Source organism: Paraburkholderia sp. CNPSo 3281 (genome assembly GCF_024206515.1).
GTDB classification, from domain to species: Bacteria; Pseudomonadota; Gammaproteobacteria; order Burkholderiales; family Burkholderiaceae; genus Paraburkholderia; species Paraburkholderia nodosa.
The window spans coordinates 1-25,520 of record NZ_JAMBPS010000076.1 but is presented as its reverse complement, the minus strand read 5'-3'; the positions used below and the strand labels follow the sequence as shown (position 1 = coordinate 25,520).

Below are 25,520 nucleotides of genomic sequence, written 5' to 3'. Positions count from 1 at the left end.
GCCATGCCCAGCCGATTCCAGTTGATCAGGTCAGCCAGCCGCACCAGCGGATGTTTCAGGTTGATCTGCTCACGCAGGGGCTGCCGGAAGAAATCTCCCTCTGTCACAGGCGTCTTCGGACCCATCCGCACCTCGTCAGGATTTGCAGGATTTCGGCATCAATATGCCAGGTCTCTGCAAATCCCACAATGCTATTTCGGCCTCGGAGCCTTGCCGCATAAGCCTTCGCGGATTGTTCAAGGCCGACTAGAGAGCGTCAAGCAGCGTGGCCGGTCGGCCAAGCTAATTGTCGCCGCCCAGCCGTCGCTTTTCCGAGGATATAGCGCTCCATCTTCACGCGGGGGCTCTGGTGCAAATAGGCGGTCTGTACGAGATTTTTCTTATATAGCGAATGTGGCGCATGAGCTTTTTGTCGAGATCTTTGGTGCTGGTGAATACGCCGCGTGTAATGACGTCGCGCTGGATGCGGGCAAACCAGTTCTCAACCTGATTCAGCCATGACGAATACGTGGGGGTGTAAGGGCACGCCCAACTGTGCGGCCAGCTTACGGCTGCTCCAATGCGTCGAACCATCGGCCAGTTTGCGTCGCAGCGTGTAGTCGAGCACTTTCGCTTCAAGGCGCGCCAGATCGCGGCGCGGAGCGCGGCCGGGATGCCTGCCGTACAGACCCTCAAGACGCTCACTGGCAAAGCGTGTTTGCCACGTTGTGATGAATCGCGAATCGCATCGCAGCTCGCTGATGATAGCCCCGCGCGAGGCTCCTTCGTCGAGCAGCAATATCAGCCGCGCACGCCTCACCCGGCCAACGGCCATGGTCCGGCTGCGCTGCATCGACATCAGTTCTTCGCGCTCAGCTTCACTAAGATTCATTTTGCCCATGCACTATTAGATCAGTGCAATTTCATTGGTTCAATGGACTAGAGTTCCGCAACGAAACTGGTGACGTAAAATACTCGTATTTACCCGTCAAAATGCTCTGTGTGAATTGGAGTCCGTATATCCCAAAAATCCAGTCTTCAACCACATAGTTGCCCGTCAGCTCCGTAGGAGACGTCATGTTCCACCCTGGCATTTCAATCCGATTGACGTGTCTCGGACGAACACCCATCGACTTGACTGCGGTAGCATCGGCTCCAAGGGGTATGCTGTCGAACAAGATTAAAGGAAGATTGTCGCTGTTCGAAAGATCGACCTTCGTCAACGTGAACCGCTCGACCGAGTTTGCTTTTCTCGAGAGAAACTTCTCAACGGCATGCACATGCGTCGGAATACCCGGATGGGAATCCCACTTGGCGTAGAAATCGGAACGAAGAATCTGCCAGTCCGCATATTGCGAGTCGAGATCGCCTCGGTCAAACGAATTGGCATGTCGGCACTCGTGCGGAACTGGGTAGCGAGGAATTCCAATAATCGATGTGAAGTTGTGAAATCCGCCGGGCTTAGTCCGTTGCCTCATTTCCCGAAGCAAGGGAATCCACACGTCTTTCGTCACGAAATGTAACGACGAGTGCGCCATAACTAGATCATAATTTTCATCCGGTACGAAATCCTCGATCCGTGCCTCGATCACATCGATGTTCAAAGAATAACGGTCAGCAATCGAGCGAAGTTTCTTTACGGCGTTCGAGGAAAGTTCCAAGGCGGTCACCTTGTGTCCCCTGAGGACAAGAAAGAGCGCATTTCTGCCTTCGCCACAGCCGATGTCTATAACAGTCGAGTTTCGTGGTAGAAACTGTTCAATTTCAAATACCTCAACACTCGGTCCGCCCATCGTCCACACTTTCGCGTCCGAATAACCTTTCTCCCAAAATCGCTCACTGTTGCTCATCGTGGAACATACCTTTCTTCCAGGGTTTTCACATGGTTCGAGAAAAGATGGTGCGCGACCAAATTACTGTATTTGTAACCCTTCCTGGTCAATCGAATCTTGTCATTGGACGGTGGCTCGATGCACCCCTCAGCCTCAAGTGCATCAATTACGTCCAAAAAATCAGAATACAGATTCCGGCCAAACTGTGATGAATAGTATGTCCCAGAAAGTTGGTTCAGCGTAAGGCTGAGGATGAAATATCTCAAGCGCTCTTCGTAAGCATCAAGAACAATCCCGTACCTCACCATGCTGTGTTCGGTGATTTCGAGGTTCAAATAATCTTCAATGGCCTTGCCGACCTCGTTGAGGTCGACCGCGTAGTCGAAGCTGTAGTGGTATTTTCCGTTGTAGCTTCTTGCGCCTGCTCCAATTCCGATCATCGGAACGCCGAGAAAATCGGAAGTCTCTTGGGCGTACGCGCTGCTATTCTCTGGCAGACGGGTGAACCTAGTGAAGGACTCTTGTCGGTATCCATTCATTTGCATGAACTCGACATTGCTATCGTAGATCGCATACTTGGTCTGGTCGTCGATGTATCGCTCCGGATGCAATCGCTGCTGCTTATGAATCGCTGTGAGAGGTCGGCTAATTGCAGGATACAGTGAGATAGTCATTGGACCTGATGAAACGATGTGGCGGAGCGAATTTTGCCAGCTTTCGAAGGTCTGACCTGAAAGGCCGTAGATCAGATCCAGATTGAAATTTTCGAAACGCTTTCGGATATTTTCTACCGCAGAGATTGTTGTCGAAACCGGGTATGGGCGACCGCTGGCCTTCAGCTCTGCGGAATCCATAGTTTGGATACCCATACTGATTCGGTTCACGCCTTGGCGTTTCAAGAAATCGAGGAGTTCTTCGGACATCGAGTCGGGAGAACCTTCGACACATAGCTCAGCAGAGGACGCAATATTCGGGAATCCATGTTGAATCGATGAAAAAATCTGTCCGAATTGTTTTTCGTTTAGAATAGTCGGAGTTCCGCCACCAAAATACACAGATACAACTGTCTTCCTTCCTGTGTACTTCGCATAAAATTTGATTTGTTCACATATCTTATCAACATAATTTTGTATTATGTCCTCTGTATCTTGGGTCGTTAGAAATAACGTACAATAAGTACACCTGTATCTGCAAAATGGTATATGGATATATATTGAAGCTGGTCCACGATCACCGGTGTGCCATATTTCCGTAATGCCGATATTATGTAGACTTTTATACGATCTTTTCGAAGGGTAACTATATACATACGACTTTAAGTGATTGTTCCTTATAGAATGTCGAATTAAATCCGCGATTTGCTGCATGCTTTTCTCCTGGTCACTTCTGCATTTTGCATGACGATTCTGGATGAATGTGACGCGAAACTTGAAGTTACTGACGAGTGCACCAAATAGTGCGTTGTGCGTTAATATGGGCATGAAGACGAAAACTGATGCCCGCAAATTGGACGGTGCCACGCAGGCGGACCTAAGAAAAATGGTGGTGCAGGCCGTGCGTGACAACATGACGCAGACTGCGGCGGCGAAAACCTACGGGGTGAGCCTGCGAGCAGTAAGCAAATGGATGAAGCTGGCGCGCGACGGCGGCCTGCGGGCGCTGCGACCTGGCAAGCGAGGCCGCCTGCCGGGAAGTGGTCGGTTGAATCACCGACAGGCTGTGAGAATCCGCAGGTTGATCATCGAGCGGCTGCCAGATCAACTGGCGCTGCCGTTTTACCTGTGGACGCGCGAGTCGGTGGCGCGACTGATCGAGCGGGAGTATGGCATCACGGTGTCGGCGTGGACGGCCGGCCGATACCTGAAGGCATGGGGCATGAGTGCCCAGAGGCCTGCGCGGCGAGCGTACGAGCGCAACGATGCGGTGATCGAACGCTGGCTGAACGAAGACTATCCGCAGATCGCGAAAGAGGCGAAGCGTGAGAAAGCAACGATCTACTGGGGTGACGAAATGGGCTTGCGTAGTGATCACATCAGCGGCACGAGCTTCGCGCTTAAGGGCCAAACGCCGGTGGTGCGCGCGACAGGACAACGCTTCGGCTGCAACATGGTCTCGGCCATTACGAACCGCGGGGAGTTGAGCTTCATGGTCTTTGAGGGAACATTCAGGAACGCGACGTTCATCGAATTCATGAAACGCATGCTCAGGCAGGCCACGCGTAAGATCTACCTGATCGTCGATGGACACCCAGTGCACCGATCCGTTGCCGTCAGGCAGTTCGTCGCCGATAACGCCGACCGTCTGCGCCTGATCCGGCTGCCGGGGTATTGTCCCGAGCTGAACCCGGACGAACTCCTGAATCAGGATGTGAAAACCAATGCGCTCGGCAAGAGCCGACCGACCAGCAAGGCGGAAATGATCGGCACCGTCCGCCGGCATCTGCATCGTCGACAGAAGGAGTCGCACGTGATCCGCACCCTGTTCAAGGAAAAGCATGTCCGCTACGCCGCCTGATCAAGTGCGCACTATTTGATGCACCCGTCAGTGTCCTTAAAGCACGCGCGTACCGCCTCAACGAACGTCGTGCACATGAAGACGAACACATCGGTGCCTTCAGGGCGCGACGCGACGGTCAGGTTATGGCCCAGAGGCTGCCCCATCCTGAAGGACGAAGTGAAGCCGATCAGGAACGGCCCCACCCGATAAATCTTGGGGTCGGCGCGCACCGTCATGTACGAACCACCCGCTCCGGCCGAATCGGCACCCATGCAGACCTTCCTGCCATCCGTCAGCGCCACAATGCAGGTCATGCTGCCTCCGTAGGTGTTGCCCGACACAACGCGACGCGCATGCCCTCGCAGGGCCCAGCCGTAGTCCAGTCGAATCCATGCAGTTCGCCCATTGCCGTCCAGAACTGCCTCGCGCCCGCCTCGCGGCTCCATGACGTCTCGCCCGCGGCCGTCACGACCATCGTGATACGCGCCTTCTCGCCAGGCAACTTCATCCGCAGGCGCGCGGCAATCTTGGGCCACTGATTCTCAGTGGCCCGCATTACCCGGCGACTGGCGTTGAGAACGCTCATTTGACGACCCTCAGTAAGCCACGGTCGACGAGCGCGATGTACGTTGCCGCGATCCATTCGAACGCGAGGTGGCGCCATTCCTCGTGCGTGTACGCAGTCCCCCCGTGATTCCGTCCAGATAAGGGTGCGGGGGTTCGGAGCAGGCGCAGGCTCCGCAACCGTGCCGGGCGCGCGCGCAAAAACGCTGGCTGTGACTGCAGCTCCGTGAGATTTGATTTCGTGTTCAGTCGTCATTCAATCCACCCGTAATGGTCCGCGAAAAGCAAACGCAAAAGCAAAAGCAAAAGTTGAGCCAACACCACATATGCATCGATCGGTAAGGGTTTCAAGCGCGGCCGCAGTCGAACTCAATGCCCTGCGATGGTGTGAGTTTTGCGATGTGAGGCGGTAAGCGCTCAACCAGATCGCAGCAGGTTCGCGCGGTGGCCATCCGGTGAGCCTGTGCACGAGGTAGGCGTACGGCTGAAGGTCGCTGGCGCTGCATGCAAGTACGACTCTGCCAACGGAGCCTGGCCATCTCGGTGTGGTGTGACGCATTTCGTCCAATCGTGCCGACGGATGTAGGAGATGTGGGGTTGCGGACAAACGGTGCCAGGGCCAGCGGGGCTTCAAACAGTTAGGTTTGGTTCGTCATAGTTCGCTTCGTCTTGCAGGGCTGGTTGCCGCATTCTGCCGCAACCAGTTGTAGGCCTTTTCACCTTGCTCGACGCACTCGAGACAGCAGTGCCGCACACCGGGGCTGCTGCCAGCCGACTGGCGGACGCTGGATCGACGGTTAAGGGGATAGCAGAGGCTCCTTGCCAGTCCCGCCCATTCCGGTCGCCCCGGTCGCGAAGCCGGTGGCGGCACGCCCCCAGCGTCGCTGCTCTGACCACGCGTGGTAAGGTGACCAAGTCCATGACCGCCCGATCATGATGATCGAACCGCAAGTGAAACGGGGCATCTACCTGTGCCCGAAGTGCCGCAAGCCGCTGCAACGCTGGGATGACGTGGTGCCGGCGCGCTGGACATGCACGCGCGCGCCCGCGTGCGGGTACACGCAGGCTGATGAACACGGACGGCCCGCGCCGCCTCAGGAAGCGGGTGCCGCCCAGCCCCGCGGCGTCAGTCAGCGGCCGGCGACGCCATCGACGCGATCGGCCCCGCGGGGTCGGGTTGGAGAGCGTTGCCCGGACTGCGGAAAGGGGCTGCTGATCCAGAAAATCCTCAAATCCAGCGGCCGGCCGTTCGTCGGCTGCAACCGTTTTCCGCAGTGCCGGTTCTTTGGCTGGCCGGGCCGCTGACCGTCCCGGAAGTACCTTGTTGACAGCCGACGACTGCGAAAGGTGCCCGCCGCCCACAAACTTAAAACCCAGCTGGTTCTGTCGCGGTAAGAATGAGAGGTTAGTGAAGTCCCAATACGATATAGACTACTTATCCAGCCAGCGAATAGAACTGCCGTGCGGGAGTTTGACCAACGCCGCCATCGTTCAATTGCCCCTTGACGATCATCTGCATGACTTCGATGCCACGCACGTCACGCATTAAGGCCCGGCAGCATAGCAGACCGCCATATTGCGACACCCATTAGCCGGCCGAAGTCAAGGCGCAAATCTCTGTCCATCGGTGAATGGTCATGAGGATGGGCATTTTCATCGTCATGACCATTCACCGAAGTTTCTTCCGTCATCTTGTCACGGCCGCCTGCAAGGTTGGGTATCGCATCCGTTTTCTCAAGCTGGTTGCAAACCGAATCGCACCAGACACCCATCGGGTTCAAGCATGCGGTGATGGAACTCACGCCTGCCCTGGCGGTTAGCCGCCCCAGAGAAACTACAAGGGGTTCCCCGTTGAGCACAAGCTCAATCGAAGCTCGCTGTTGATGCATGCTGCAATGCCACGTCGGCGCGCGTGAGAAGGTGAAGGACTGCTGTACTACAACCGGTCATGATGGGCCGTTGGCCCGGACCCTGATGAAAGACGCGCGCAAGGACCTCATTCGTTGGACGGGATAGAAATCCCCGTTTCTCTGACAGGTATGCCTTGCGCGGGTCCAACCCGCTTCACATCACCGCTGGCAGTGCAAAGTGATCGTCTATCCGCTCATGGTTGCTTCGATTCGGTTAGCTTCCTGATCGTTTGGACATAGCGGCCGTGTCATACAGCCGCCGGTTCGTGTTTAAAGGCTTCGCCGTACTTGAGCATCGCCCAGGCCGTGCGTGCGTTTTTTGCGGCGATTGCGACCGCTGCTCGCCAGTAGCCGCGACGCTCGACGACGCTTCTCACCCAGCGGCTGAAACGGTCCTGCTTGTCGCCCAGACTCGCCATCACCGAGCGAGCTCCAAGTATCAGTAGATTGCGTAGGTATGCATCTCCCGTCTTCGTGATGCCCCCTAGCCGTGTCTTGCCCCCGCTGCTGTACTGGCTTGGTGTGAGGCCGATCCACGCGGCCACCTGTCGGCCGTTTCTGAAGTCGTGTCCAGCGCCGATGCTCGCAAGCAATGCGCTTGCTGTGGGCGGACCAATGCCACGCAAATGCATAAGTCGCCGGCTACGCCCGTCGTCTCTCGCGATTTCGCTGATTGCGCGGTCGTATTCAGCGAGCCGGGCTTCGATGTTGCTGGCATGCTCAAGCAAATCACTGATGCATCGTCTGGCCCAGCCGGGCAAGGCATCCAGATGAGCCGGGATTTCTCTTCGCAAGCGCTCCGGGCTCTGCGGTAGCACCACGCCGAATTCGGAGAGCAGGCCACGTGCACGGTTGTAGGTCGCGGTCCGTTCCTCGATAAAACCCTGCCGCGTCCGATGGAGGCAGATCGTGGCTTGCTGGTGTTCGTCTTTCAGCGGCACGAAACGCATGCTCGGGCGAGTCACCGCTTCACAGATTGCAGCGGCATCGGCTGCGTCGTTCTTGCCACGCCCTACGGCAAGCACCTGCTCATCCAGATGCAACGCGACGACACGATCGATACCGTGGCTCGCCTCACCGAGGTCGGCCGCACCATCTACACGTGCGCATTTCGCAGCCACACCGGCCGCTGGGAGCCCTTGCCTGGCACCGGCGAGCTTGCCGAAACCACTGACTTGGTGGTCAGTTTGCTGGCCCCGTATCTCGATCCAGATAGTTAAAGCTATTTCAGGGATGTTGTACCTGGCGAATCGAGCGCCGAACTTCTCGCACCAGCAGCGGATCGTCTCGTAAGTGACCACAACACCAAGTTCGAGCATCAACTCCTCGACGTCGCGCAGGCTCAGGAAGCGATGACCATGATAAAGCGGTTTTGTCTTCTTCATTATGTCATTCTACCGCCCCCATTCCATTAACCTGACAGAGCCGGGAGGCCTTGTCGATCTGCCGCATTTCACTGTATAGAATAACACTAGCGATAAGACCCGCTGCCATATCGGCAGCCGCTACCGAGAACAACAGGCCGTCTTGCCCATAAGCCTGCTGCAGCAAGGCCATCAGGGGCATCAGAAACACGCCATGCCGCAGTACCGCTACAAGCGTTGCCCAGATTGCGTCGCCCTTGGCCTGCATGAAAAGCAGGCAGACTTGTTGCACCCCTAACACCGGCAACGCACAATGGAACAGTAAGATCGCGCGGCTACCAATCTCTATCGTCGCCGACTCGTGCGCAAACCAGCCGATGATGGTTCTAGCGTGCCACACGACGCAGCCGGCATAGACTCCGGCGAACGTTAGGGCGACGGCAACCATAGTCCGAACCGCTTGCGCCACCCGTGTCCAGTTACCTGCGCCGACATTAAACCCAACAACCGACTGCGCCCCGCTGCACAGTCCATACAGCGGAAGTACCGCCAGCATCGCCAAGCGGCTGGCCAAACCTAGCGCCGCCACCGATGCCTCACCGTAGCGAGCAGCGAACCCATTGAGCATGGACATGGCCCCTACCGCGAGCAGCGTATTGAGCGCTGGCGGAAGGCCGATGCGGGCGATGCTCGCCAGCCGGCACCAGCAGCGTCCCACCGATGGCCATGATAAGACGATGGCGCCGTGCCTGCCCGCAAAATGTCGCCAATACAAGGTTAAGCCGCACAACTGGGCCAGAAATGTTGCGATGCCAGCCCCTTCGATGCCCAGCCCCAACCAGAAAATCATCACCGGGTCGAGTGCCGCGTTCATTGCGAAGGATGAAACTTGGGTCGTCATGCTGAGCACGGTATTGCCATCCGCTCTCACGATGAAACCACAGACCATATTGAATACCACTGCCACATAGCCCAGCAGCAGCCAATGAAGATAATCCACCGCCAGTGGCAAAGTCGATGGTCCAGCGCCTTGCCATGCCAGCAATCTTGGAGCCGCCAGCCAGCCCGCGATAGCCGCAATCCCAGCAATTACCATCGCCAACCATAACGCGTGCGATGCATAATCGTTGGCAGAGTGATCGTCGGCACGTCCCAGGCTTCGAGCAATCAACGACGCGGCCCCTGCACCGAAGATCTGGCCTATTGCCGTGATGCACATTGCAAACGGGAACGACAATGCCATCGCCGCGAGTGCAGCTGTTCCGAGCCGCCCCACGAAATACGCGTTGAGAAACTGATAAGCAGCACTGACAGTGACGCCAATGACGGACGGAAAAGCCAGCCGCAAGATCAGTGGCAACAGTCGATCGTGGGCCATTGACTGCATCCGTGATGCCGCGACTGCTGGCGTGTTCATACTGTGGCCCCGTCCTTCAACCTTGCTGCGTCCACATCTTCCTGATTGTCCCTGAGGCATCCGGCATAAGCCGCGAGACAATGCAGCAACTGACGTCCCAGCATGTTCGCCTCCTCTGCGGAAAAGCAATGCAACGCACAATGCATCTGGATACGAAGTTTACCGTCCACATTATCGATATATAACCGCAACGTGTGATGACGGTTGGGCCCCATCCCATCACCCGTCCAGATCGTCGGTTGAGCAAGGCCGAGCAGCATGCGCGTACGAAGATTATCTAACACAGCGCGATAGTTGACGACAACACGCGGCCAGTCGAAATCCACCAGCGCCTTCGCCTGATCGTCCGGCAGCAGATACGCAGCCGCCCGTAGCCCAATGCCATGGATCCGTGCCGAATTGCGCTGACGACGCACCGCTTTCAGACGTTCCGCCACACTGAGTCGCCCCTCACAAACGATGGCCAGCGGGACAAGCTCCGCGGTAAAGCCCATAACCGTCGACAGATCCTGACCCGGCAGGATAGGCGTGCGCAGCATGTCCATGTTGTCCAGAAACAGCCCTCGTCGCTGGTTGCCCTTTCCTGCCACCTCCGCCAAGGCGCATAGGATGACGTCGAACGCGTCAAAGCCGTGCCGGTCCGGATGCAGATCAAGCAGAATCTTTGTCGATTCCGCATCCAGGTCCAGATAGCGAATCCCCTTGCGCGCACACAAGGTCTCGAAAGCAGCATCACTGTGCATCTGCCCAGTATGTAGCATCTCGAACAAGCGGCGGCTGGCATCAGCGCCACTATCGACTGGCTCAACCTCGAGGACTGTTGCACCATCCTCACGCAGCAGCTCCCATGGCCGGCTTCGCCAATAAGCAACGTTGCTGTCCAACGAACCGCTCACATGTTCGCGCAGCGCCTTCACCCATCGATTCAACTGCGCGCGGCCACTGAATGCGGGAACCGGCGCTTGGCCATGCTCTATAGCCAGATAGTAGCGTTCTACTTCCTCCAGCAGGAGCCGGAACCCATAGCCGTCGACCAGGAAATGATGAATTATGATAAAAATCCAACTGTACGGTCGCCCACCGACCTCCGCCTCGATCAATTGGAAACGCGACATCCAGGTACGACCATCGAACCGGAATGCATATTGCGCTTTCTCAGCGATACCAGATACCTCTCGCGTGCAATCACCGAGCTCTGAGTAGGAGCCCAATGCAACTCGCTCCAGATGCAACGCTCCGACTCCGGTATGGAAGCGTAGATCATCGTCATCTCGAGAGATCCTGGTGCGCACCAGTGGGTAGTCTTTCGCCAACCTGACGATAGCGGACTCCAATATGGCCGGATCCAAACGGCAGCTATCGTCCTGCCAGATCGCGCACATGTTGAAATGCTCGTCTAAACCCATGCGCCGATTCATGAAGCGTATCGTAGGCGTTACTTCCACTCCACCGTCGATATCGCCATCGTGGTGCACCAGTTCGCCGGAGCGGGCATCGATCAGCCCAGCCAGTTCGCGTAAGACTGGATAATCGTACAACTCGCTGACAGAAAAGCGGATGTCCATCTTGGCCGCCTGCGCCACACAGCGCACGCTCAGCATAGAGGTACCACCCAGTGAGAAGAAATGCGCGTCCGCACCAATCATCGACATACCAAGCACTTCCTGCCAAACCGCGGCCAGTGCATGCTCGGTCGTGGTGACCAGCGGCGCGAATACGCCCGCCGCGGTTTGCCGTGGCAACGGCAAGCGGGAACGGTCCAATTTACCGCCCGGCAGCTTAGGCAAAGCCCGCAAGCGAACAAATGAACGGGGAATACTGTGGGGCAACAGCGAATGACGGAGCATTTGCCTGAACCCATCGTCTGTCGACGGCAGCTTCGCCTCAGTGCCCACCACGTAGGCAGTCAACAGCGGCTCGCCATCCGCAGCGCGGTGCAAATGCACCGCGGCCTCCTCGACCCCAGGACATTTTCCCAAGACGTGAGAAATCTCATCCAGTTCAACACGCAAGCCATGGATCTTGATTTGGTTGTCGCGCCTTCCGAGGAACTCCAGGCGGCCGTCGTCACGGTGGCGCCCCAAATCGCCAGTGCGATAAGCCACAGTTCCGAAAGGCTGCAACTCTGGCACCGAACTAGCAACAAATCGCTCGGCTGTCAACTCCCTGCTGTCATGGTAGCCACTCGCCAGGCAGTCACCCGTCACCAGGATCTCCCCCACCGCACCTTGAACCACCGGCCGCAACTTGTCATCTACGACGGCTATGCCGACATTGGCCACCGGCTTACCGATCGGGACAGTCCGTTCATCAGCGCCCACTTCGCACACTTCCCCCCAAGCGGCGTTCGAACTACACTCGGAGGAGCCGTAGAAGTTGAACAGACGGGCCTGCGGGAACGCCTCGAGAAAGCGCCGAGCCAACTCCGGTGGCAACACCTCAGCGCTTGAGGTGACCAGCCGCAAATCTGAAACCGACCGTCCATCTGTCAATTGTGCCGTCAAAATGCCGGTGATCAACGGTGGCGAGCACAGCAGATGCGTTACCCGGTAACGATCTAGCTGCAATAGCAGCAGAAATGGATCTTGCAGTTCTTGCTGACTCAGCAGCAAACTAGGAACGCCTTGTAAGAGTGGCCCGAAGATTTCCCATTGACTAGCAACCAGCGCCGCCGACTTCTGCACTACGCAGACATCACCTGCCTGAAATGGGAATTGCCCCCACATCCAGTGCAAACGATTTATGCATGCTGTAGCGGGAACCACAACGCCCTTCGGTTTTCCCGTAGAGCCAGATGTGTAGACGACCTGCAGCACTTCATGCGAGCAAGATGGCGAAGGGGCGGCATCTGTCTCCTCATTGCCGTGTGCAACTTCCTCCGACGGCAGTAAAACCAGCCCTCTGTCACGAAATGCTTCCCGCTGCAACGGCGTGGCAACGAAGGCATTGGGAGCGACATCTTTGGCAATCTCAAGTATGCGGCTTATCGGATAATTTGCCCCGATCACCGAGTAGGTTGCGTGCAGCTTGATCGCAGCTAGAATGACGATCAACGCGTTAATGCCGCGGTCAATGCCAAGCAACACCCTGTCGCCGGCACCAACACCGGCGGCTGCGAGTCTGTTAGCAAAACGGTTGGCTGCACCATCCAACTCAGCATACGAAATGCGGCCGCGCTCCCAGAAATAAGCAGTATCCACTGGCGACATTTTGGCACGCGCTTCGAACATTTCGCGTAGCGTACTAGCGCCTGTATAAGCCAGCCGTCCTCCGTTGTAACGCTTAAGAAAATCCTTTTCAGCTGGGTGCCGCAGATCCAGCTCTGCCAGCGGCGCCGCGGGCGCCGCAATGATCACCTGAATAATTTGCTGCAGGTTGAGCAGCATTCTTGAAACGAGCTCGTCGGAGAACAGCTCAGTGCAATAGGACATCTGCAGGTAGATGCCGTCCCCCTCTTCCTGACAGTAAAGAGTGAGATCGTACTTCGTATAACCGTTCTCCAATTCGCGTGCGACAATTGACACATCGTCCTGCCCCTCAGAAATTAGCTCTGCTTTCTCCGAATACATGTTGAACATCGCCTGGAATACGGGGGAAAAATTGCTTCCACGTACCACGTCAACTGTTTCCAACATCCGACTGAATGGATATGCCGCGTTGAAGTCAGCACCGATGACAGTTTGCTGCGTCGTGGCCAGATGTTCGATGAATGACTTGTCAGGATCCATCTTCGCCCTTAGCGGCAACATGTTTAGGAAGAACCCCAACAGCTTTTCCGTACCTGACTGTTTTCGCACTACATTCGGAGTGCCGACGATGATATCGTCCTGTCCGCTGTACTCTCTCAATAAAGCGTAAAAAGTCGTCAGTAACACGCTGAAAAGCGTGGTGCGATTGTCCGCCGCAAGTTCGCGAAGTCTGGACGCCGCGAGAGCCGGAATTTGTATGGCGTATGACTTACCGGTGTAACGCATCCGCCTCGGACGAGGCTTATCGGAAGGCAGGGTCAGCACCGGCAACTCACCCGACAGCTGTTGTGCCCAGTACGAGCGCTGTCGCGCCCAGCAGTCCGATCGAAACTGCTCAGACTCCCATTTCGCGAAATCCTCGAACGAAATTTCGGCTTTGATACCGTCCTCTGAACTGACTCCCGCCTTGTAAAATTCACGCAGTTTGCGCACCATCACCGAAAGCGACCACGCGTCCATAATGATTTCATGCGTGGTAAAGATGACAACATGCCGGTCTGATCTCTCTCGTACTAGTAGTGCGCGATACAGTGCGCCTGCGGCGAGATCAAAGGACGGTTGAAACTCGCTCGCCTTCAATTCAGCCAACCTGGGGGCAGGTTGGTCGCCGCAAAGGTCTATAAAGCGCAAACTACCCTTCGGCGGTGAATCGAAGGTCAAATATGGATTGCCACTCTTTTCGACGAATCGAATGCGCAGTGTGTCGAAGTACTGCACCACCGCATCCCAAGCCCGACTAAAGCGATCTCGATCAAGCTCTCCGCAGCATTCGAGCGCCGCTTGCAAGGTATAGTTGGATGCTGTTGGATCAAGCTTCCACAAAAACCATAAGTGTTTTTGAATATGGCTGGCCGGAGCCTCTCCGCCCTCACCACGGCGACTGGCGACAATGGCGGGAAGCGACTCATTCCCACCCTCTTTCTCGGCCAGAAGTTCGGTTAACTCATCTATTGAGCAATGGTACAGGTCAACCACCGAAACTTCGCAGGCGAATTCGCTCCGAATACGGTTGATCGCAAGCATGGCGCGCAGCGAGTCACCGCCCATCAGCAAAAAGTTGTCGTTTCGCCCCAGCCGGTCTAGATGCAGTATCTCGGCTAACAGCCTGCACAACCGAACCTGAACACCGTCAGTGGGCTCCAGATATTTCACATCGGACAAAGGACGCAAACTTTCCGGGGAAGGCAATTGTTTGTAATCAAGTTTGCCATTGGCGTTTAATGGTAATGTCGCCATCTCGAAGAAAAGATCAGGCAGCATGTAGTCAGGCAACTGACGCGACATGTGTTCGCGTAAAGCGCTCCGTGTAACCTCCTCTCGAAGCTTGACGAAGGCCACGAGGCGCGGAAGTCTTTCCGCTTCCCCTAGACTAGTCAGTGTTTCCCTTGCCGTCAGTTTCACCCGATTGTCAGCGGGGTAATGCACCACTACGGCCGCGGCCTCGACTGCTGCATGTAACCCCAACAAACCTTCCACTTCGTTTAGCTCAATACGGTAACCACGCAGCTTGACCTGGCGATCTGCTCTTCCGAGACACTCCAGTAAGCCATCCTCACGCAGCCTCACGAGATCACCAGTCTTGTATAATCGATCATATCCGCGCTTATCGCTGAAAGGGTTAGCCACAAAAGCCTGCTCGGTACGCGCGTCGTCGTTAATGTAACCACGCGCAAGGCCAACGCCGGCTACACAAAGTTCGCCTACGTCACCTGACGCAACAAACGTCAGCGCCGCAGCATCTGGCCTGACCACATAGATCTGCAGATTGTCTATCGGTTTCCCGATTGGCATAAATGCCTGACCTTCCGCCGGAGAGTTAGAGATCAGCGCATGCGTGACACCGTCGGCACATTCAGTTGGTCCATAATGGTTGAGGATGGGAATAGACGGGTACATCGCCAGCCAGCGTCGGCATACGTCGGGCGGCAATGCCTCCCCGACGGTGGAAATCCTGCGCAGCGCCGGCAGCGCGCGTGCATCGATCAATTCGACTTCGGCCACAAACGAGCGTAGTAGCGAGGGCACAAATTGAATGACCGATACTTGGCATTCGCGCAACTCAAGCAGCAGCCGCGACGGATCGCATACGACGTCTCTATCAATGATCTGTGTGCACGCCCCCACTTGCAGCGCCGCCATAAACTGCCACAGAGAAATGTCAAAACAGTGCGATGCAGTCTGCGCCACCTGGTCAGTTCTACTGATCTCTAGATCGCGGACTTTAGCGTGCAAGTGATTGATGAAGCTCCGCTGTTCAATCATTACGCCCTTTGGGTGACCGGTGGTACCCGAAGTAAAAATGACGTAGGCAAGATCACTGCCTTTGCCTCTGAGCCCGACAAAGGCCGCGCGAGATTCTTGCGCTTCTTCAATATCAAGAAGCACTAGTTCCGGTTTGGTTGCCTGCAAATACGCCGCCTGTTCGTAGCAGTTACGGGCGGTCAGCAGCAGGCAGCATTTGCTCTTCTCCAGCATGTAATCCAAACGTTCCGCTGGATACTGGCGATCAAGCGGCATATAGGTACCGCGAATCTTAAAAATGGCAAGCATCGCAGCCAATAAATCAATTCCTCGCTCCATCAGCACGCCGATGACGGGCGCCTCGCGGCCACAGCGCTCGGTCAGCGCCATTGCGATGCGATTGGACTGCTCATCAAGCTCCCGATAAGTTACCGACTCGCTGCCATGCCTTGCTGCTATATGTTGCGGATAACGCCGTGCCACATCACAAAAGTAGTCCACTGCCAATAGTGTTTTCATTTAAATCTCGCTCACTCGCCTAAGAAGCGGTTTCAAAAAGGCTTCGTAGGGGCTGTTAACCCGTAACGCAACCTGTTAACCTCGATCGTCGTGACAACAGGATCGAGGAGATGGGCAAACCAATCATCGATGACGAACTGTGGGCACTGATCGAGCCACTGCTACCACCAGCGAAGCCACGCCGCTTCAAGTATCCGGGCCGCAAGCCGGTGCCGGATCGGGCTGCACTGACTGGCATCTTGTTCGTGCTGAAGACCGGTATCCGGTGGCGGGACTTGCCTGCGGAGATGGGATGCGGTTCCGGCGTCAGTTGCTGGCGCAAGCTACGCGATTGGCAGCAAGCCGGCGTATGGGATCGATTGCACGCAGTGCTTCTGGGGAAATTGCGAGCGGTGGACAAGATCGACTTCTCGCGCGTGATCGTGGATTCGTCATCGATTCGCGCGGTTGGGGCGGGCGAAAAACTGGCCCGAACCCCACCGATCGAGCGCGACCCGGATCCAAGCACCACCTCGCCACCGACGCCAACGGAACGCCGATCGCGGCAATCCTGACTGGCGCCAATCGTAACGACGTCACCCAACTCGTTCCGCTGATCGAGGCCATCGTGCCGATCGGCGGTAGGCGCGGGCGGCCTTTGAGCCGCCCTGGCTGCGTCTATGCCGACCGGGGTTACGATCACGACAAATACCGACGCGCTCTCCACGAACGCAGTATTCCCACCAGCATCGCGCGGCGCGGCCACCCGCATGGCAGTGACCTCGGAAAAGTCCGATGGGTCGTCGAACGTACACATGCCTGGCTGCATAATTTCCGCCGTCTACGTATTCGCTTCGAACGTCGCGCTGACATTCATGAGGCATAAGTCGCATAAAGGAATTCACTTCATAAAGGTTTCGAACTGCATGCTGAAATATAAAAAACAAAGCAAAGCGCCAGAAGAATTGAAGGATTCTTCAACACTCGACGCTCCAGTAGCATAAGTTCGGAAGTATTCAACAGTCGTATAATGGGGTTGGAAGGTTCGATGCCTCTGCTCGACTACGTCGTCCTGACCGTCGCGTTGACGTCGGCCCTCCATGCTGCTCACTTCGCCGCACAGCTTCATTCTGTGCAGGACCCTTGATATCTTTCTTTGTGAGATACATCGTTCGTCGGAATGCACAGCAACGCAGGAACAAACTTCCTGCTCAGGGAACGGAATGGAACTGTTGATCCGGAGCACCGGTTCGTTAATAGCGCGTAGCGCGGTACCTTGAGTGGACGCCGCAATAGCATGTCGACTGTCATTTTTTGCAGATCTTGTCTGTGGTTCGTGAGGCTTTGGTTTCGTGTTCATGCTCCGTTACCTCCCGCTTCAATTTCCCCCCGACAGCAGATGCAATAGTTGAGCCAACGCCACGACACACCGGAGAGATAACTCCCAACACATTGCTGATCGGGATGATTGATGGGCACTCACCCTCCAAAACGCTTGCGGGATCTTCCGCGAAGTATCGTTTGTGGAATTGGCTGTGTTGCATACCTGACAATGTTGGATATGCAACATCACGAATTGCCACGACGAGTGCCGATCAAAGCGACGAACTTACTGACGAGTGCATCGTGCGACACGTGCTGCTGCCCGCAGCGTGTCAAATCATCAGGTAGTACAGGGCAGCAAAGCTCGTTTCTGTCTTGTCGCACCTCCATCGCTGAAGTATGAACGACGGATGCTGCGACCTGTTGTGCGACCAACAGTTGCCTACCTGGACATGCGTGATTGGTAACGATTGCGTGTGGAGCTCCGGGAACAACGTCTTTTTCGCAAGACACCCCGTCTCGGCGACGAGATTGGGGATGACGCTGCTAGCCGCAGTGCGGCGTGAAGGCCAGGCAAGTTCCGTATGTGCAACATAGGTGAACTGTTGATAAACCTCGTGACGTCAAATGGGCCAAAGCGGCTGTCAGGCCCAAACCAAAAGGTATGTAGCCGGTTGTCCCTTTGATGCAACGGGAACACGTCGTCATAGCGCTACCGGGGAATAGACAGGCACTAACCGGACAGGCCCAGAACATCGGGGCGGCAGGAACGGGAACGTGGTAAACCCGACTCACCGCCAAACTCGCGGAACATTGTGGAATGGCAGGCAACTCGTAAGGAGAGCTGTTGGTGGAGCGGGTATGAGAACGCGGAGAAAGCGAATGGCGGGCTGTAATGGCCTGCATAGGGGTTCGAACTTTGCCCTAACCCGAAAGGGTGCAGACTTCCGCCTGGTGCAGTTGTCGCAGGTCCACGTTTGAGATTCATCGAGGGGAAGCTTGAGAGCATTTCAACCCCGTGCCGGGTCCGGCGTTCGCGGAGAAACAGGGATGAGGTATACAGGTGAACGGCAGCGCCGCAATGACCGACCGTCCAATGGTGCGCACCTGTGGCCGGCACGCCATCAGGTGAGCCCGCTTGAGAGCATGGTCCGGGATTCGTCGGCGACAGTGGTGAGCAGCGCGAGCTGCATCCCGTTCACGAGATCGAGTCAATTTCGACGCATCCCATGGCGCTGCCGTCCACCCACGATCATGAGGTCAGCGATGGCGATGCGCAAGCACGAAGACAGTCCCGAAGTCTTTCCGAATGCGGCGGGGATCGATATTGGCGGCTCGAGTCACTGGGTCGCGGTGCCCAAAGGGGTGGCTGATGAACCGGTGCGCGAGTTTGGCACGATGACCGACGATCTGCACGCGATGGCGGACTGGCTGCAGGAATGCGGGGTTGACACGATCGCACTCGAATCGACGGGAGTCTACTGGATACCTGTGTATGAAGTGCTGGAGCAGCGCGGATTGACGGTCTGGCTGGTCGACGCGCGGCAGATGAAGTATGTGCCGGGTCGCAAGAGCGACGTGCAGGATTGCCAGTGGCTGCAGAAGCTCATGAGCCTGGGGCTGCTGCGAGCGGCCTGGCGCCCTAGCGACGAGGTTTGCGTGGTACGCGCGGTGGCCCGTCAGCGCGAGGTGCTGCTCACCGAGCAGGCCGGCTGGGTGCAGCGCATGCAGAAAGCGCTGGTGCAGATGAATCTCCAGCTCACCGAAGTGCTCACGGATGTAATGGGCATGACCGGACAGGCGATCATCCGTGCAATCGTAGCCGGCGAGCGCGACCCGAAGGCCTTGGCCAGCCATCGTCATACTCCGGTCAGGCGCAGCGAAGAAGATATCGTCCGCGCGCTGACGGGCAACTGGCACGAGGAACACCTGTTCGTGCTGCAGCAGGCACTGGCGATGTTTGACAGCCTCGCGCAGCGCATCCTCGAGTGCGACGCGAAGATTGAGGCGCTGCTGGTACCCCTTGGACGTCACGACATCCCCCTTGATGGACCCGGCAAGCGGCGCAGCAAGAACGCCCCGCAGTTCGATGCGCGTGCGGCGCTGGCGCGCTGGGCGGGTGTGGACCTGACGCGCATCAACGGCCTGTCGGTCACCACCGTGATGACGATCCTCTCGGAAATCGGCCCGGACCTGAGCCGCTTTGCGAACGTCAAGCACTTCTGCTCATGGCTCGGGCTGTGCCCCGGCACGAAGATCAGCGGCGGCAAGGTGCTCAGCGCGCGTACGCGGCGCTCCACCAACCGCGTGCGCCAGGCGCTCAAGATCGCGGCCATGAGTCTGTCGCGCATCGCTTCTGCGCTGGGTGCATTCTACCGGCGCCTGTGCGCGCGCATGGACAAGCCGCGCGCCAATACGGCCGTCGCCCACAAGCTCGCGCGCGCATGGTGTGCTTCATGCTCACGCGTGGTGAGGCCTTCGTCGACCAGGGGCAGCAGCGCTACGAGGAGCAGCAACAGCAACGCAGCATCGCCGCGCTCAGGCGCCGCGCGTCCGCGCTCGGCTTCGAGATCACCCCGACCGTCCTAACCCCCTGAAAATCCGCGGTATTTTTAATGTTTCTCACGAGACCGTCCTTGTGCGGTTCAGCGCCCCTCGTCTCAGCGATGAGGCGAATCAACGATGTGACGCTTGCGAAGGTTTCGAAGGTTTCGTGCAACTCGGCGAGACCGACGTCAGCGGGACGCTTAATGCTGTGCGCGAGCGGAGTGCGGTGAAAGTCGCACGCTCCGTTCTTCGGGGGCCGCTTTTCCGAGAGGGAATGCAGCTACCCTCTAAATAGTGCGTAGTTGGACGTGCTTTTCCTTGAACAGTTTGCGGATCACGTGAGGCTCTCTTTTGCCGACGATGCGGATAGGCGTTGTCGTAAATCGAACATAAGGACGAAGTGATCCCCATGTTTTCGATCTCAGGCAATTCGAACGGACTGCGGGCGGGCGAGTGCCGCCATGCGGTTGAGCACGCCCGCACGAATCGAGACTTCGGTTGCCTAGGAACCAATCTCGCGAGCCCACAGGCAAGAGCTCCGTGAGGAGCTTGAGCCGGTACATCAGAGTCTCAGCCTGCGAGCGACGCTGGTAGCCACTTGCGAGCTTCCATTCACGTCTGCTGCGTTCTGCTATCGCATCGATGGCGGCATTGCGCCAGGCCGCGCCAGGCACGCTCTCCGGCCAAGGGGTCGCGCTCTCAGGCAACGGAATCGACGGGGCAGCTCCGCGCGCCGCAACCCGCGCATGGCACGCCTTGGTGTCCTAGGCGCCGTCGCCACCGATGGTGTCGATTGCCATGTCAGCGGGAATCTGGTCGAGCAAATCAGGCAACACTTCGCTATCGCCCTCGTCCTGACGAGTCCTCAGTGGAGCGCAGATCTGTCCGGTGTTCGCGTCCATCGCCAGGTGCGACGCTTGGACCAGCGATGCTGGTGCACCTTCCACTCGCCTTCGCCGTTCTGTCCGGTACTGTCGAGCACGACGTGCAAGGGGTCTTTGGGCGTTGTGCCGGCAGCGCGACCTTCACCGTCCGTGTGCCTCAACGTCGTGTAGTTCGGCACGGGCAGGCTCGGGAAAGCAAGTTTGCGCAGACTCTGGGCGAAGCCTTGCCGTGCGCGCAGCGGCAGAAGAAAGACCTGCTTGAGTTCGAACAGCATCTGCACGAGCGCATCCGCATAGATGCATGGGTGGCCCCGAGCGCCCACCTCGGATTCCGGTGCTGCAGCGAAAAGATCAGGGTCAATCCACATCGTTACATCCCCTCGAGCAATGGGTGACAATGCCGGCTGTGGTCGTGCGATGTCAAATAGAGGAGCGCGAGGACGGCGTCGTCAATCGCTGGTGTGTCATGTTCATGGGGTTCATCTCGATATCGTTTAAACCCGTGCGCAAAACCGTTCGTGACTCGACAGAATTTCATCGGCCGACTAAACGAACGCACGTGATCCACAACCTGTTTCAGGAAAAGCACGCCCATTTTTCCGACTGAAAACCGACACACATTCGATGAACTGGCCAGTAACATCCATTCGGGGCAGTTCGGCTCGGGCTTGAGCACCTCTGTTCCTCGCGCGGCATAATCGCACAGGAACTGCCTGTTACCGTCACTCACGGAGTGAATTGATGATCGTCCCTGCAACTTCGGCTTTCAATGTGCACGAGCTCGCTCCACCGCGTGCCTCCCCAGCAGATATTGAAATATTTTGCGTCAGCTTCGATTTTCGCGTCATGCTCGACAGTCCCGCATTCGCTCCGCTCTCGGACGATGAGCGTGCGAAGGTCGCGCGCTTCCGGCGCCGCGACGATGCGCTGCGTTGTGCGGTGACGCGCGTCGTGCTGCGTCAGTTGCTCGCGGAACGAACAGATTCGGAGGCCAGTGAATTGCGTTTCGAGCGAGACACCGGCGGACGGCCCCGTCTCGATAAGTCGATGCAAGGCGGGTCCGGTGGACAACTCGACTTTAACGTTTCGCATTCGGAGCAGTATGCTCTGATCGCAATTGGCCGGCGACGGAGGGTTGGTGTCGATATCGAATTTGCTCGCAAAGACATCAACTGGAGGAAGCTGGCATCAGCGGTATTTGCGCCGCGCGACGAGGCACAAGTGACCGCTTTGCCGATGTACAGGCGAACCGACGCGTTTTATGACGTATGGACAGCAAAGGAAGCGGTGTTGAAGACACTTGGCGTCGGCATCGGAAGGGGCATGACATGGTTTTCTGTACTTGGAGACAGGCAGCACGAGCCAAGTATCGCAGTTAGCGAGGAGAGCGTATGCAATCGCGACTTGATTGCGAAACTCGACGCAGTTTGGCTTCGCGCCCTGAGCGGTTATGCCGCATGTGTCGCGTGGTCGCGCGATGTCGCTTAGTCGGATGCGTAGTCGCAATGCAGGTTAAGCGCTTTCAGAACTTTACTCTGATCAAAGTTTTTGTCTGGCGCGAAGCGAATTTGGCGTGAGCCGTAGAAGCACGGGTTCGCCAACGAGCATGACCTTGCGTTCGCGGCCGCGGCGGCTCCCGAGAGGACGAGGGGTTGTGGCGGCACTGTCAAGAAGCGGGCGTGGATTACCTTTATCGAAGAAACATAATTATCCTTATTAGATAGCTTTGTCGGATGCGATAGGGACAGTCCAACCATGCCATGTGGCGAAACGTTCCTGAGCACGGCACGATGATATGCCGCGTTCATCTGATGTCTGGGCAGCGCGAAATGCTGTCCCTTACGGAACTGCATCGTCCCTGCACGGAAGACACCCAGCAGGCGCAGCGGTGAACGCCAGCGCAGCGCCCTACTCGGTCATCGCCGTCGTGGACGTCCCGCCTTCCGCGGGATAGACATCCGCGATCACGCAGTCGCGGCCCGCGAGTTTCGCCTTGTAGAGCATATGATCGGGACGCCTGAAGAGGTGCGTGAGATCGTGCCCCGTCGCCCGGCGCCGCAAACGCGATGCCGACGCTCGCCGTGATCCGACAGGTCTCGCCCGAATCCGCAATCACGACGGCTTCGCCGATCCGCTGCCGCAGCCGCTCGGCAAGCGCGGCCGCAACCGGGAACAGCGCGTCGTCGAGCGCCACCAGCACCGCGAACTCCTCGCCGCCAACACGCGCGACGACATCGGACTGCCGCGTGGTGCGGCATAGTTCCGCGATCACACGCAGCGCCTCGTCGCCCGTGCCGTGTCCGTAGGAGTCGTTGATGCGTTTGAAGTGGTCGACGTCGAACATCAGCAGCGCGCGCGCCCGGCGCTCGAACGCGCGGCGGTTCAACAGCCGCGTCAGCGGATCAGTATCGGCCATCGTCGCGAGCTCGCGGATCAGTTGCCCGCGCTCGGTATCGAGCTGCGCACGCTCGACACTGTATTGCCGCAGCACGTGCGTCGCTTCAAACAGTTCGCCGATTTCCTCGCGGCGATGCGAAGACGGAATCTCGACCGCCAGATCGCCCTTCGCGATCGCGCGGATCACGCGGGCCGCCGGCGCGAACGGCCGCACCACCTCGCGGCGGAACATCAGGATCAGCCACGCGAGCGCACCCAGCAAAACCACGACCGCGACGATCGCGCCCGCCAGCGCCAGCATCGCCGAGCGCAGATGGCGCCGCAGCTTGCCCTGGGTTTCCGCGAGCAGCACGTCGCGCAACTGCGTGGTCGACAGCATCGTCGGCACGTACTGTTCGGCGAACTGGCCGGTCGAAACGTGCGCGCCGCCCGGGTGCGTCGCCAGTTCGCGAACCGTCGAGGGCTCTGATGTGATGGACGACTCCCGCCCTTCGGGGCTCGGCATATGCCAATGTGGAGAAGTCGTGACTTCCACGGCAAAGGAGCGTTCATCATGAAGATAGCCACTGTCGGACTGGATCTTGCAAAGACTTTATTCCAGGTTCATGGAGTCGATTCGCAGGGGCATATCGTCGTACGCAAACAGCTGCGCCGCGCTGACGTACTGGCGTTTTTCGCGAAGCTTGACCCGTGCGTGGTCGGCATGGAGGCATGCGGGTCTTCGTGTACAGGGCCTGGAATTATTCGAGCGCTTTCGCCACACGAGCGTTAGGTATCTTCTGTTTGCCGGAGTCCGTTTTTTCTCGGCCGCCTTGTCCGCCTTGACGAACAGCCTCCGGGCGTGCGCGACGCATCCGAAGTGCGTGGCCTTTTTGAGCGTGCGCCAGGCGCTGTAGCCGTCGCTCATCAGCATGCCGCTGTAGTCGCCGAGAAACTTCTTCGGATGTTCCTGGCCGCGCCCCGGCTGGTAGTCGAACAGCACAACGGGTTCGGCGCAGCCTTCGGCGCTGCGGTACACCCATGCATAGCTTTTGCTCTGGGCGGACCTGCCGGGCTCCTTGAGCACCTGAACCGTCGTTTCGTCACCGTGGATCAACGGCTGCGACAGCAACGTCTTGTGCAGCGCGTCGTACAGGCGGCGGTAGTGCAGTTCGCTGGGGCGGATGATCCAGTGAGCGAGCGTGCCGCGACTCACCGGAATCTGCCAGCGTGCGAGCGCGTCCTGCATCCGGTACAACGGCATGCCGTCGACGTACTTTGCGGTCGTGACCGTCGCGATCACCGACGCGTCCGCATGGCTGCCCGGAATCGGCTGCACCGGCATCGGCGCAAGCACGATCCGTGTATGTTCGGCGTGACACTCACAGTGCCGGCAGGCCCACTTGGAGCGCACGTTCTGCCGGACCGTCCACTTGACCTCGACGTGCAGCTGCTCGCTGATGTCCTCGCCGATGCGATGCATCGGGTTGCCACAGTCCACGCATGCCCTCTGGTCTTCGGGCAGGTCGTATTCGACAGGTTCACGCTTCAGGTAGGCCGGCAGAGGCTTGCGGCCGCCCTTGCGCCGTTCGGGCTCGCTGTTTTGGGGCAGGCCGGTGTCGGGCAGCGCTGGCTGTGCACCCTCGTCGTCTTCATTGGAGGGGGCGGTCTGGGCGATCTGCTCGGCCTCGTCGAACACGCGATCCTTGCGTTTCTCGCTCTGCGGTGCGAAGCGCTCTGCCTGCAGCAGCCGGATCTGTTCCTCGAGCTGCTCGATGCGCTGGTTCAGCTCCTCGATCTGTGCGTCGCGCTGGGCAATATCCTGTGTCGCGCGCTCTTCGAGATCGCGGATATAGCCCTTGACGACCTTGGGTATGTGCTTGAGATCAGGAGGATTCATGCGCTCCAGGATAGCGGAGCGCGGCGCGCCGTAGGTTTACGTCAATTTGTAAAAGTCGCAGCCGCCGTTGTTTACGCGCGACGTGCCTTGCCGGGCGGGCTAGCTGGCGTGCTGGTAACGACGCACCGGGTGGCGGCGAAGCGCGTCGATGTCGATGCCGTCGAGCAACCAGTGAAGCTGCTGCGTTGTCAGCTCGATCACCTCCTGATGCCGCCTGGGCCACACGAAATGGTCTTCTTCAAGCCGGCGCAACATCAGCCAGAAACCGGTGCGCTCGTACAGCAGGAGCTTGACGCGATCGCGTTTGCGGTTGTGGAACGCATACACGGCACGGGCGAGCGGGTCCAGCTGCATTGACTCCGCGACCAGGGCAGCAAGGGTATTGATGCCGGCGCGGAAGTCAATCGGCTCGCGGTACAGGTAGACTTTCAGGTCGTCGT

The 25,520-nt window shown here is 57.9% G+C and carries 15 protein-coding genes and 6 pseudogenes; 7 read left to right on the top strand and 14 right to left on the bottom strand.

Annotated elements, in window-relative coordinates:
• Positions 1–333: 333 nt before the first annotated feature.
• The 3 genes and pseudogenes from M3I56_RS36915 to M3I56_RS36905 all read right to left on the bottom strand — a co-directional run bounded on the left by M3I56_RS36915 (position 334) and on the right by M3I56_RS36905 (position 3,178).
• Positions 334–880: pseudogene (locus M3I56_RS36915) on the bottom strand (helix-turn-helix domain-containing protein).
• Positions 881–902: 22 nt separating this feature from the next.
• Complete coding sequence (locus M3I56_RS36910) at positions 903–1,829, bottom strand: class I SAM-dependent methyltransferase (RefSeq protein ID WP_254320596.1); 927 nt, start codon at positions 1,827–1,829, stop codon at positions 903–905.
• Entirely contained in the window at positions 1,826–3,178 is a 1,353-nt protein-coding gene (locus M3I56_RS36905) for an STM4012 family radical SAM protein (RefSeq protein WP_254358165.1), read from the bottom strand. The genes M3I56_RS36910 and M3I56_RS36905 overlap by 4 nt, the downstream gene beginning before the upstream one ends.
• 112 nt (positions 3,179–3,290) lie before the next feature.
• Between M3I56_RS36905 and M3I56_RS36900 the strand changes: the two genes are divergently transcribed.
• On the top strand, positions 3,291–4,325 hold the full coding sequence (locus tag M3I56_RS36900) for an IS630 family transposase (RefSeq protein WP_254344758.1): 1,035 nt from the start codon (positions 3,291–3,293) through the stop codon (positions 4,323–4,325).
• An 11-nt stretch (positions 4,326–4,336) separates the two neighbouring features.
• Here M3I56_RS36900 and M3I56_RS36895 read toward each other — a convergent pair whose 3' ends face one another.
• Positions 4,337–4,621, bottom strand: coding sequence for a hypothetical protein (locus M3I56_RS36895; RefSeq protein ID WP_254320599.1), 285 nt, complete (start codon positions 4,619–4,621; stop codon positions 4,337–4,339).
• On the bottom strand, positions 4,618–4,893 hold the full coding sequence (locus tag M3I56_RS36890; RefSeq protein ID WP_254358164.1) for a hypothetical protein: 276 nt from the start codon (positions 4,891–4,893) through the stop codon (positions 4,618–4,620). Before M3I56_RS36890 ends, M3I56_RS36895 begins: the two co-directional genes overlap by 4 nt.
• A gap of 911 nt (positions 4,894–5,804) precedes the next feature.
• On the opposite strand from M3I56_RS36890, the gene M3I56_RS36885 reads away from it, so the two are divergent.
• Positions 5,805–6,176, top strand: a complete 372-nt coding sequence (locus M3I56_RS36885; RefSeq protein WP_254320601.1) for a topoisomerase DNA-binding C4 zinc finger domain-containing protein — start codon at positions 5,805–5,807, stop codon at positions 6,174–6,176.
• 130 nt (positions 6,177–6,306) lie between these two features.
• Here M3I56_RS36885 and M3I56_RS36880 read toward each other — a convergent pair.
• The 5 genes and pseudogenes from M3I56_RS36880 to M3I56_RS36860 all read right to left on the bottom strand — a co-directional run.
• Positions 6,307–6,432 (bottom strand): annotated as a pseudogene (locus M3I56_RS36880) (IS6 family transposase); the annotation flags it as partial.
• Positions 6,410–6,673: a hypothetical protein gene (locus M3I56_RS36875; protein ID WP_254344752.1), complete on the bottom strand. Its 264-nt coding sequence runs from the start codon at positions 6,671–6,673 to the stop codon at positions 6,410–6,412. The pseudogene M3I56_RS36880 and the gene M3I56_RS36875, both read right to left, overlap by 23 nt.
• A gap of 356 nt (positions 6,674–7,029) precedes the next feature.
• Positions 7,030–8,166, bottom strand: a complete 1,137-nt coding sequence (locus tag M3I56_RS36870) for an IS110 family transposase (protein ID WP_375541860.1) — start codon at positions 8,164–8,166, stop codon at positions 7,030–7,032.
• Positions 8,167–8,170: 4 nt separating this feature from the next.
• Positions 8,171–9,523 (bottom strand): MATE family efflux transporter, encoded by a 1,353-nt coding sequence (locus tag M3I56_RS36865; RefSeq protein WP_254358163.1) that lies wholly within the window; start codon positions 9,521–9,523, stop codon positions 8,171–8,173.
• Between the two features lie 35 nt (positions 9,524–9,558).
• Positions 9,559–16,071: a non-ribosomal peptide synthetase gene (locus tag M3I56_RS36860; protein ID WP_254358162.1), complete on the bottom strand. Its 6,513-nt coding sequence runs from the start codon at positions 16,069–16,071 to the stop codon at positions 9,559–9,561.
• Positions 16,072–16,181: 110 nt separating this feature from the next.
• On the opposite strand from M3I56_RS36860, the gene M3I56_RS36855 reads away from it, so the two are divergent.
• Together M3I56_RS36855 and M3I56_RS36850 are read left to right on the top strand one after the other, a co-directional pair.
• A protein-coding gene (locus tag M3I56_RS36855; protein ID WP_254358161.1) for an IS5 family transposase occupies positions 16,182–16,936 on the top strand; the annotation gives its coding sequence in 2 pieces (ribosomal slippage) (positions 16,182–16,530 and positions 16,530–16,936; 756 coding nt in all).
• Positions 16,937–18,639: 1,703 nt separating this feature from the next.
• Positions 18,640–19,970: pseudogene (locus M3I56_RS36850) on the top strand (IS110 family transposase).
• 371 nt (positions 19,971–20,341) lie between these two features.
• Here M3I56_RS36850 and M3I56_RS36845 read toward each other — a convergent pair.
• Positions 20,342–21,193 (bottom strand): annotated as a pseudogene (locus M3I56_RS36845) (IS5 family transposase); the annotation flags it as partial.
• On the opposite strand from M3I56_RS36845, the gene M3I56_RS36840 reads away from it, so the two are divergent.
• Together M3I56_RS36840 and M3I56_RS36835 are read left to right on the top strand one after the other, a co-directional pair.
• A complete protein-coding gene (locus M3I56_RS36840; protein WP_254344766.1) occupies positions 21,106–21,411 on the top strand; it encodes a hypothetical protein in 306 nt (101 codons plus the stop codon). The pseudogene M3I56_RS36845 and the gene M3I56_RS36840 overlap by 88 nt on opposite strands.
• A 134-nt stretch (positions 21,412–21,545) precedes the next feature.
• Positions 21,546–22,292: a 4'-phosphopantetheinyl transferase superfamily protein gene (locus M3I56_RS36835; protein ID WP_133191091.1), complete on the top strand. Its 747-nt coding sequence runs from the start codon at positions 21,546–21,548 to the stop codon at positions 22,290–22,292.
• A 316-nt stretch (positions 22,293–22,608) separates the two neighbouring features.
• Here M3I56_RS36835 and M3I56_RS41455 read toward each other — a convergent pair whose 3' ends face one another.
• A complete protein-coding gene (locus tag M3I56_RS41455; protein WP_254344736.1) occupies positions 22,609–23,736 on the bottom strand; it encodes a GGDEF domain-containing protein in 1,128 nt (375 codons plus the stop codon).
• Between the two features lie 18 nt (positions 23,737–23,754).
• Between M3I56_RS41455 and M3I56_RS36825 the strand changes: the two are divergent.
• A pseudogene (locus tag M3I56_RS36825) lies at positions 23,755–23,925 on the top strand (IS110 family transposase); the annotation flags it as partial.
• Positions 23,926–23,944: 19 nt separating this feature from the next.
• On the opposite strand, the pseudogene M3I56_RS36820 reads toward M3I56_RS36825, so the two are convergent.
• Positions 23,945–25,080: pseudogene (locus tag M3I56_RS36820) on the bottom strand (IS66 family transposase); the annotation flags it as partial.
• 99 nt (positions 25,081–25,179) lie between these two features.
• The coding region (gene tnpB / locus M3I56_RS36815) for an IS66 family insertion sequence element accessory protein TnpB (protein ID WP_254358160.1) at positions 25,180–25,520 on the bottom strand (341 nt) is incomplete at its 5' end.